Raw genomic sequence first — 10091 nt, 5'->3', positions numbered from 1 at the left:
CACCCGAGGTGATCGTGCTGGCGGTCCGGTGGTACCTGCGGTACACGCTGTCCTACCGGGACGTCGAGGAGCTGCTCGCCGAACGGGGTATCGCTGTCGATCACGTCACCGTGTACCGGTGGGTGGCGCGGTTCACCCCGCTTCTGATTGACACGGCCCGGCCCTGCCGGCACAYGCCTGGGGACCGGTGGTTCGTCGACGAGACGTATGTGAAGGTCGCCGGCCGGTGAACCTACGTGTACCGGGCGGTCGACCAGTACGGCCAGGTCATCGATGTTCTCGCCAGCGAACGGCGCGACCTGGCTGCGGCACGCCGGTTCTTCACCACCGCGCTGGCCCACGGTCGCCGCCCGGTTGAGGTCACCACCGATAAGGCGGCGTCCTACCMGCGTGTTCTCGACGAGCTGCTGCCCGAGGCGTGCCACGTCGATACCCGGCGAGAGAACAACCGGATCGAATCCGATCACAGCCGGCTGAAAGCCCGGCTCCGGCCGATGCGSGGSCTCAAACACCTCCGCTCGGTCCATACCGTCRGTGCCGGGCACGCCTTCGTCCAGAACATCCGCCGCGGCCACTACGAACTCGGAACCGACACCGACCCGTTGCTGCGGCTGTCCGCTGCCTTCACCGAACTTGCCATGGCCGTCTGATCACGACACCAGCCGGGGACCGCCGCGTCCCACCACCCCTCAACGCAACAAAGCCCTGACGCCTCCTGGCGCACGTTCCTGCGCGCGCAGGCGTCCGGCCTGCTGGCCTGTGATTTCTTCACGGTGGACACCGTGTTCCTGCAGCGGATCTACGTGTTCTTCGTCGTCGAGCACGCCACCCGCCACGTCCACGTCCTCGGGGTCACGAAGCACCCGACCGCGGCGTGGGTCACCCAGCGGGCACGGAACCTGCTGATGGACCTCGAGGAGCACCGCCACCGGTTCCGGTTCCTCATCCGTGACCGCGACACCAAGTTCACGGCTTCCTTCGACGCCGTCTTCACCGGAGCCGGCATCGACGTGGTGCGCACACCCCCTCAAGCCCCGCAGGCGAACGCGATCGCGGAACGCTGGATCGGCACCGCCCGCCGCGCATGCACCGACAGGCTGCTAATCATCTCCGAACGGCATCTGACGTCAGTCCTCACCAGCTACGCCGAGCATTTCAACACCCACCGGCCCCACCGCTCCCTCCGCCAGCACCCACCCGACCCGCCACCCGTGGTCGCCCCGACGTCGGAGTCCACCGTCCGTCGCACACGCATCCTCGGCGGGTTGATCAACGAGTACCGCAACGCCGCCTAATAGGAGCTACCGGGGAAAACCGCAGCAACCGCAAAAGGCCAGCTCACAGGCCAAATCTGGATTCTGGAGCCCCGCAGGCTCCAGCACCCCGATGCGGCGGGGAGCTGCCGGGCGGGGTCCGCATCGGGCAGGCTGGACGATCACCGCGCGGACCGTCACCGGCGTCGCGGTCCGCGTCGCCCAGCGTCTGCTGGCGATGGCCGCGGCGATCTGGCACAACAACAAGACCGCCGCCCCCGTCACCCGCTCACTGATCGCCTACGACCACTGAGCAGATAGGACTTACTCATCTAGGCTGGCCCGCATGGCGTCCACGTGCTGCGGAGCACCGAGCGTGACGAAGGGCCACCGGTGACACACACTTCAGGAAGTCGGGGCGAACGGGCTGCGTGCGCTGCCGAGTTGGTGGCGGCATGAGTGGCATCGGGAGGTGGAACCTCGGCATCGGCGTCGGGCTCTTGGCCGTGGCCGTGCTGTGCTCGGTGCTGGACCTGATCCCGGTCGCGGTGATCGCCGGTATTCTGGGCCTTCTCGCGATCGGTGTCGGGGGATACGACGTGGTCTACAACTGGCTGGACCAGGCCGAGTTGCGCCGTCGGGCAGCCAGGGCGCGCCGGGAGCGTGAAGCCCGCGAGGGTCGCTGAACGGGGCCAGACCCCATTCCCTCACAGGATCGGGATGTACCCGGCAGAGTAACTGGTCGCCCTCTCCCTGCCGGATGACGTGTGGTGCCACGGAACACGCCCAGTCATGAGGGGCTGACGGTCACGTGATTCTCCGCCCCGATGACGTAACTCCCCGTGGGACGGGCTACGTGTCGGGCTTGGGGTGGGTCTCCCGTTCGAGCACCGTTGCTCCTCGCCTGCGCACGTCGGCCCAGGCACTGGGAGCCGCCGACCTGGCCGTGATCAGGTCTCCATCATGCGACGCTCCGACGCGCCGAACGTGTCGGTGTGAGGACTCAGGACATCCTTGACGGCAGCCCTCTGTCCGTGATCTTGTTCTGTCGGTTGTTGGTGGCGGAATGGGTGGTTTGTGGATCAGTAGGCGGCGGTCGAGTATCGGTACCGGGCGGTGTGCGAGGTGTTGGCGGGCTCGCCGATCGGTGAGGTCGCGGCCCGGTATGGCACGTCGCGGCAGTCGCTGGACACGTGGCGGCGGCGGTTCAGGGCCGAGGGGAAGGCGGGGCTTACGGACCGTTCCCGTCGGCCGCGCACGAGCCCGACGAGGCTGGGCGCCGAGGTGGAGGCGTTGATCTGCCAGCTGCGCCGCGAGCATCCGCGGTGGGGGGCGCGCCGGATCTGCCATGAACTGGCAGGCCGCGACCTCGCGACGGCGCCGTCGCGGGCAACGGTGCATCGGGTGCTGACCCGCAACGGGATGATCGACCCGCAGGCCCAGGAACACCGACGGAAGTACAAGCGGTGGCAGCGTGAGACGCCGATGCATCTGTGGCAGCTCGACATCGTCGGTGGCGTGCCGCTGGCCGAGGGCCGCGAGTGCAAGCTGCTGACCGGGATCGATGACCATTCCCGGTTCGTCGTGATTGCCACCGTGCTGGCCACGCCGTCCGCGCGACAGGTCGCCGAGGCGTTCACCGCGGCGATGCGCCGCTACGGCGTCCCGTCGGAGGTGCTGACCGACAACGGCGGGCAGTTCACCGGCCGGCATCTGAAGCCGCTGCCGGTCCAGGTGCTGTTCGAGAAGGTCTGCCACGACAACGGCATCAAACAGCGCCTGACCAAGCCACGGTCACCAACGACGACCGGGAAGATCGAGCGGTTCCACAAGACCCTGCGCGCCGAGTTCCTCGACCACGTCGCCCCGTTCGCCTCGATCGCCGTCGCCCAGGATGCCATCGACGCCTGGATCACCAGCTACAACCAGCAGCGACCCCACCAGGCATTGGACATGGCAGTCCCGGCGAGCCTGTTCCGCCCCAACGGGCCGACCCGACTCGACGCCGCCCCGTCTGCGCCGGTCCCAGAGCCGGCCGAGCCCGCAGCGTCCTCGCTGGTGATCGGGGTGATCGAAGCGCCGGCCGGTCCGATCAGCGACGGCGCCGCCGTCGAGTTCGAGCTCCGGGTCCCTCCTGCGGGCAACCTCAYGATCCGCACGGGGCGCCAGTTCGTCTCGCTGCACCACAGCATGGCCGGTCGCACCGTCACCGTCTGGGCCGACCTACGCAGTATCCACCTCACCTGCGAGGGCCACGTGATCCGCACCGTCGCGTCCCGGCTGCTGCCCGAGGACCTGCGCTACCTGGCCATGCGCGGCGCGAGACCCGCCGGGCCGGCACCCGAACGGCCCGCACTGCGCCGCGCCAATGGCACCGCCGTCGTCACGTCGGGCCAGGCCGTCGAGATCGACCGGGCCGTCAACAAGGACGGCCTGGTCGCCATCGGCGGAACCCCCCACCTCGTCGGGTTCGCCTGGGCCGGACGCCGCGTCACCCTGCGCCTGGACGGCCACCTCCTGCACGCCATCGCCGAGGGCACCCTCATCGGCACCTGGCCCTGCCCGATCAGCACCGACACTCTCGGTCGGCTTCGCGGCGCCAGAACACCCGCGACCCCACTACCCCCGCCCCCGCTGCCAGCCGGGTCCCTGCGCGCGCAACGCAAGGTCCACGCCAGCGGACGAATCATGGTCGCCGGCCAGAACATCAAACTCGGCCTCGCGCACCGCGGGAAGATCGTCACCGTCGTCATCGAGGACACCCACCTCCGCGTCCTCCACGGCGAGGAAGAAATCGCCGTCCGCCCCCGCCGAAGTACCGCTCCCATCACCCGACTCCACACCACCGGCGCCAACACCGCCGAGCGTCAAGCATCTCCTGGCGACAAGACGTCAAGCATGTCCTGAGCCCATACATTGACAGAAGGGGCGGCCGGTCCGACGCGCCGATTGGGTGCCGACCGCGGAGGGAGGCGGGGCCCCGTCGCGCGCGGTCGGGCCGGACGGGGCCCCGTTCGGCGTGGCGTGTGCGGCGCCCTGGCCTCGGGGTTCTGGCCCGGTCAGCCTGGGGGTTGGCGCCCCGAAGGGGCGCCCTTGACTGTGTGCCGCCGGCCGACGGGACGCTGTGCCGCCCGCGTCAGCCGTCTGTCGGCAGCGGCGTGGTTCCCACCTGGGCGCTGAACCGTACATCATCGTCGCCGTTGACGGAGGTCACCCGCACATCGACCGGATACCGGGTCGTGTCGCCAGTAACGGAGAGAACGCATTGTATTGAGGCGTCGACCTCGGCGGCCAGATTGCCGGGGCAGTCGATGTTGGGAACGGGCTGATTCATCTGCTCGGCCAGCGCGGTGGCCACCCGCTGCTCCAGCTCCGGCTCGGCGACGGCATCTGGCCCTCCGATGGAGACCGAGCCGCTACAGGCACTCACAGACGCCATTGCCGCAAGCGCGCCGGCCGCGGTGGTGAGGCGCATGGCGCGGGTAGTCCGGTCCAGATTCCAGTTGCCATTCCGACTTGGGAGCATTTGTCCATCATGTCATACCTGCGGATCCCCACGGCCGAGCTGCTTGACCTGGCCGCACGCCGAGTTGCTCATGGACGGGGAGTGTAAGAACAACGACACTCCCCCCTTGCCGCGGACGAGCAGGGTGCGGACCTGGAAGGCGGCATGGCGGTGACGGCTTCCTGCTACGGGAGCAGCGGAGGCGGTCCCGGCCGGAGTTCCAGCTCCGCTGACGTGCATGCTGTGCCACACGGACATCAACCCGGCGTGACGGCCAGTGCGGTCGAGCCGCCGCCGCTCGCGGGAGACCCGTCCCAGCGCGGGGTCGAGGTCTCGGAGAACGTAGCCCCTACGGGATCGAGCCCCACTGCTCAACCCGAAACGGCAGTCAGCGCCCAGAGTCGGAAGCGGCGCTCACGAAGAAACGGCGGCGGGTCGGTGCCGCTTCAGCATCATCACCAGACCACCCGATATCCCCAGCCCAAAGAGGATGACAAAGCTTCCCTTGAACACAGACCCGCGCCAGTTGTAGTCGGCGGTGTAGGCGGTCGGGCGGGTGTCTTCGTCGTCCAGGCGCACGTCGTCGATGGTGGCCGGCATTGGGGCGCTGAACCGGACCTTTTCGGCGTCCTTCAGTTCTACATCCTCCTCGGTGACCGTGCCGTCAGCGCTGGCGAACGTTCCCACCCAAGCGCAGGACTCATCGCCGCATTTTCTGTCGGTGGGGGTGAGCGTGCCCACCGGGCCGTGCGCCAGAGCGCGGCGGCCGTCAATGCCTTCGATGATCAGCGTCAGGCCGGCAGCGCACGTCGTCAGCAGGACGAACACGATCATCACCCAGCAGAACACCCTGCCGCGGGTGGTCAGTTGCTTCTGACGGGTGCGCTGTGGCTTCTGAGAGGTCATGGTGCGGGAAATACTACTGATCGAAGGAAGGTAAACGCCCCTAGTCCGGTGGTTCGGCATCGAACCCGGATCGATGCCGCACGCGGCCAACGCCTACGAGGATCGGCGGAAGTCGTCGACTGCGGCGACGGCGTGATGGCGGATCACCCCCACGGGCGTGGGGAGGACACCACGTTCCGGGTCATGACGCTGCTGGCGGCCCGGCACGTCGTCAACGGTCTCCAGGGACGGTCAGGGCACGTCGCGCCGCGCGGTGAGGACGCGACCGCTGATGACCGCGAGCGCCGCCCAGGCGGTGAGCACAACAGCGCCGGCGGCTGGCGGGAGCAGGGTGTCGGGGTCCTGTCCCATCAGGGCAAAGCCGGCCTGGCCGGGGGCGAGGCGTCCGACGTCGGGGACGTAGGCGATCAGCAGGTTCTCGATGAACAGCAGCCAGGCTGCCAAGCCGACAAGCACGGTGACCTGACTGCGGAGAATCGCGCCCAGGCCGAGGCCGAAGGCGGCCCACAGCGCGCCCACCAGGGCCCCGCCGAGGAGGAGCCGGACGAAGTCCGGGTGGGTGATCTTGATGTCGATGCCACGACCGGCAAGGACAGAACTGCCGATCACGACGGCAACGAGCTCCATGGCGAATCCGAGCGCGGCCCCGGTGAGGGCGCTCGCGCCGAGTTTGGCGGTCAGGACCCGTCCACGCTGCGGAGTCACGAGGAATGTCGTTCTAATCGTTCCGTGGCGGAACTCCGTGGTGATGGCCATCGCGCCGGCGATCCCGGCGAACAGGGCCGCGAGGACCCCCCAGCCGAACACCCGCATCTGATCTGTGACGGTCATCAGTCGGTCCGGGCTGAGGCTGAACGCATGCAGAGCCACCGCGAACAGGCCCAGGCCCAGCAGGGTCAGCAGCAGGGTGAGGTCGGTGCGGGTCGAGCGTTGTTTGCGCAGTTCGGCGGCGAGGGTGGCGTTCACGCGGCCACCTTGGAGGTGATGGCGAGGTAGACCTCTTCGAGCGTCTGCCCGTCCGCGGTCAGCTGGTCGAGGGGACCCGACGCTGCCAGCCGACCCCGGTGGAGTATCAGTACCTGGTCGACGGTCTGACCAACCTCGGCGAGGACATGGCTGGAGACGAGGACTGCCCCGCCCCGCTCGGCGAATCCGCGCAGCATCGCGCGCAGCCACTGCATCCCTGCCGGGTCGAGGCCGTTCGCGGGTTCGTCGAGGACAAGCAGGCGGGGTTCACCGAGCAACGCGCCGGCGAGCCCGAGCCGCTGACGCATCCCCAGGGAGTAGGTGCGCACCCGCCGGTCGGCCGCCGCCTCGAGCTCGACCATGGCCAGCGCCTCCTCGACGCGGGAGTCCGGGATCCCGGCGGCCAGCGCGAGGACGCGCAGGTGCTCGCGGCCGGACCGGGCGGGGTGCAGGTCGTGGACGTCCAACACCGCGCCGACCCGCCGGACCGGACTGTCCAGATCCTGATATCGATGGCCGAAGACAAGCGCTTGGCCGGAGCTCGGCGCGGCCAGGCCCAGCAGAAGCCGCAGCGTGGTCGTCTTCCCGGCTCCGTTCGGACCGAGGAATCCGGTGACCGTTCCCTCCTCCAAGGTGAAGGTCAGGTCGTCGAGCACGATGACGTCTCCGTAACGTTTGCTCAGCGAGCGCACGCTGACGATCGCGTCGCGGGTCGACGCCAAGGCCGTGGGCCTCACATCGCCGGTCCGGTGGTCCATGCGCAACTCCTCACGGTGATGTCCGGGTTGTCTGTCCGCGCTGATCGTGTCGGTGCAGGGGCGCGGTGGCATCGGCCGTGGGAAGCGGGTCGCCTACTCCCGCAGGCGTACGCGCGCCAGACAGGGCGCGGTTAGATTCGGCTCATGGGACGCGGGCAGACCTCCACCGCGGACGCCGCCGTCCCGATCGTCGTCGGCGCCGTGATCACCGCCGGGATCGTCGTCCGCGCGGAGGCCGGAACCATCCACGCGGCGCTTCCGCTCGGTCTGGCCGCAGCCGCGGCGCTGGCGGTGCGTCACCGCGCTCCGGTGACCACGCTCGCCGTCACCGGTGGTCTCGTTCTCGCCCTGTGCGCTATCCAACCCGCGGCAGGCGCAGCGGCCGTGTTCGCGCCCGCGGCGGCGCTGTACTCGGTAGGGCTCCGACGCGGCCGGGCCCATCAGATCGTCGCGGCGCTCGCGGCCGTCGCCGCGATCCTCGCCACGGACCTCCTGCTCACCAGTCCGACCACCGTCGCCCCGCACACGCTCGGTCATGCCGCGCTCGTCGCCATACCCCTGCTCGCCGCCGAAACGCTGCGTACCCGCCGTTCCTACGTCTCGTTGCTGCTGGAGCGGCTGGAGCTCGCCGAACAGTCCCGCGGGCAAGAGGCCCGGCGGCTTGTCGAACAGGAACGGCTACGGATCGCCCGGGACCTACACGACGTTGTCGCGCACACCCTGACGACGATCAATGTCCAGGCTGGCGTCGCGGCGCACCTACTCGACGACAAGAACGGGCACGCCCGCGCGGCTCTGGCGACGATCGCCGACGCCAGCCGCGACGCCCTCGACGAAATCCGGGCCGTCGTCGGCGTCCTGCGTGACCGCGACACCGACAACGGCCGGACGCCGCGCGAACCGACTCCCACCGTCGACACCGTTCACGACCTCGCCGCCCGGCTACGTGATGTCGGCCTCGAGGTCACCGTTCGGGTGGACGGTCAACGGCCCGAACGGGTACCGGACGCGGTCGGTCTCGCGACCTACAGGATCGTCCAGGAGTCGCTGACCAACGTCCGCCGCCACGCCCCCGGCGCACCCGCGCAGGTCAGCCTCACCTTCACACCGACGCAGATACTCGTCACCATCGAGAACCCAACCATGCCCGCGGGAATCAGCGCCAGACCCGACACCGAGGCCAGCGCCAGCCAGAGCGGAGCCAGTGGCGGAGTCGGCATCATCGGGATGACGGAACGGGCAGCAGCGATCGGCGGAACTCTCACGGCGACCCGGATACCCCACAGGTTCCGGGTGTCCGCCGAGCTGCCCTACCGCCCAACACCAGCCGTCGCGTGACCCGCGTCCTGATAGCCGACGACCAGGCCGCGGTACGCGGCGGCTTCGCCGCCCTCATCGCCGCCGAACACGGACTGGTGCTGGCCGGCGAAGCCAGCAACGGACGCGAAGCCGTCGACCTCACCCGCCGGATGCTCCCCCACGTCGTGCTCATGGACATCCGCATGCCCGTCCTCGACGGCCTGGAAGCAACCCGGATCATCAGCGCCGACCCGACCCTCACCCGCACCCGGGTCCTCATCCTCACCACATTCGACCTCGACGAGTACGTCTACACAGCGCTACGCGCCGGAGCCAGCGGCTTCCTCCTCAAAGACGCCGGACCCCGCGAACTCCTCCACGCCATCCGCGTCATCGCCGCCGGCGACGCACTGATCGCCCCATCAGTCACCCGCCGGCTGATCGCCGAGTTCGCCACCCGCCGCGACCCCGCCACACCCCCCGCGACGCTGACGAGCCTCACCGACCGGGAACGCGACATCCTCCGCCTCGTCGCCCGCGGCCTCACCAACGCCGAGATCGCCGGCCGGCTCCTCATCAGCCCCCTCACCGCCAAGACCCACGTCAGCAACATCCTCGCAAAACTCGACCGCCGCGACCGCGCGCAACTCGTAACCCTCGCCTACGAAACCGGCTTCATCTCACCCGGCGACCCCTGACGGCTTTGTTGCGTTGAGGGGTGGTGGGACGCGGCGGTCCCCGGCTGGTGTCGTGATCAGACGGCCATGGCAAGTTCGGTGAAGGCAGCGGACAGCCGCAGCAACGGGTCGGTGTCGGTTCCGAGTTCGTAGTGGCCGCGGCGGATGTTCTGGACGAAGGCGTGCCCGGCACYGACGGTATGGACCGAGCGGAGGTGTTTGAGSCCSCGCATCGGCCGGAGCCGGGCTTTCAGCCGGCTGTGATCGGATTCGATCCGGTTGTTCTCTCGCCGGGTATCGACGTGGCACGCCTCGGGCAGCAGCTCGTCGAGAACACGCTGGTAGGACGCCGCCTTATCGGTGGTGACCTCAACCGGGCGGCGACCGTGGGCCAGCGCGGTGGTGAAGAACCGGCGTGCCGCAGCCAGGTCGCGCCGTTCGCTGGCGAGAACATCGATGACCTGGCCGTACTGGTCGACCGCCCGGTACACGTAGGTTCACCGGCCGGCGACCTTCACATACGTCTCGTCGACGAACCACCGGTCCCCAGGCRTGTGCCGGCAGGGCCGGGCCGTGTCAATCAGAAGCGGGGTGAACCGCGCCACCCACCGGTACACGGTGACGTGATCGACAGCGATACCCCGTTCGGCGAGCAGCTCCTCGACGTCCCGGTAGGACAGCGTGTACCGCAGGTACCACCGGACCGCCAGCACGATCACCTCGGGTG

7 protein-coding genes and 5 pseudogenes are annotated in these 10091 nt (G+C 69.1%); 7 read left to right on the top strand and 5 right to left on the bottom strand.

Annotated features, from left to right (window positions below):
• From BBK14_RS04755 to BBK14_RS04735, 5 genes and pseudogenes are all read left to right on the top strand, one after another.
• Positions 1–650, top strand: a pseudogene (locus BBK14_RS04755) (IS6 family transposase); the annotation flags it as partial.
• A 57-nt stretch (positions 651–707) separates the two neighbouring features.
• Positions 708–1295 (top strand): annotated as a pseudogene (locus BBK14_RS36655) (integrase core domain-containing protein); the annotation flags it as partial.
• Positions 1296–1443: 148 nt separating this feature from the next.
• Positions 1444–1566, top strand: a pseudogene (locus BBK14_RS36650) (IS982 family transposase); the annotation flags it as partial.
• 142 nt (positions 1567–1708) lie between these two features.
• Entirely contained in the window at positions 1709–1939 is a 231-nt protein-coding gene (locus BBK14_RS04740; protein WP_071059981.1) for a hypothetical protein, read from the top strand.
• Positions 1940–2369: 430 nt separating this feature from the next.
• Positions 2370–4100, top strand: a pseudogene (locus BBK14_RS04735) (IS481 family transposase); the annotation flags it as partial.
• 289 nt (positions 4101–4389) lie between these two features.
• On the opposite strand, the gene BBK14_RS04730 reads toward BBK14_RS04735, so the two are convergent.
• The 4 genes from BBK14_RS04730 to BBK14_RS04715 form a co-directional block, all read right to left on the bottom strand.
• A complete protein-coding gene (locus BBK14_RS04730; RefSeq protein ID WP_157904212.1) occupies positions 4390–4728 on the bottom strand; it encodes a DUF4333 domain-containing protein in 339 nt (112 codons plus the stop codon).
• 444 nt (positions 4729–5172) lie between these two features.
• Positions 5173–5595 carry a hypothetical protein gene (locus tag BBK14_RS04725; RefSeq protein WP_131802165.1) on the bottom strand — a complete coding sequence of 141 codons (423 nt, stop codon included), beginning with the start codon at positions 5593–5595 and terminating at the stop codon, positions 5173–5175.
• A 300-nt stretch (positions 5596–5895) separates the two neighbouring features.
• Positions 5896–6630, bottom strand: a complete 735-nt coding sequence (locus tag BBK14_RS04720) for an ABC-2 transporter permease (protein WP_071059978.1) — start codon at positions 6628–6630, stop codon at positions 5896–5898.
• Positions 6627–7388, bottom strand: coding sequence for an ABC transporter ATP-binding protein (locus tag BBK14_RS04715; RefSeq protein ID WP_071059977.1), 762 nt, complete (start codon positions 7386–7388; stop codon positions 6627–6629). The genes BBK14_RS04720 and BBK14_RS04715 overlap by 4 nt, the downstream gene beginning before the upstream one ends.
• Positions 7389–7532: 144 nt before the next feature.
• Between BBK14_RS04715 and BBK14_RS04710 the strand changes: the two genes are divergently transcribed.
• Positions 7533–8726 (top strand): sensor histidine kinase, encoded by a 1194-nt coding sequence (locus tag BBK14_RS04710; protein ID WP_071059976.1) that lies wholly within the window; start codon positions 7533–7535, stop codon positions 8724–8726.
• A complete protein-coding gene (locus tag BBK14_RS04705; protein WP_071059975.1) occupies positions 8723–9385 on the top strand; it encodes a response regulator in 663 nt (220 codons plus the stop codon). Before BBK14_RS04710 ends, BBK14_RS04705 begins: the two co-directional genes overlap by 4 nt.
• A 56-nt stretch (positions 9386–9441) precedes the next feature.
• On the opposite strand, the pseudogene BBK14_RS04700 reads toward BBK14_RS04705, so the two are convergent.
• Positions 9442–10091 (bottom strand): annotated as a pseudogene (locus BBK14_RS04700) (IS6 family transposase); the annotation flags it as partial.

The sequence above is a fragment of the Parafrankia soli genome, assembly GCF_001854695.1.
Lineage (GTDB): Bacteria > Actinomycetota > Actinomycetes > Frankiales > Frankiaceae > Parafrankia > Parafrankia soli.
This window is presented reverse-complemented; position numbering and strand designations above follow the sequence as displayed.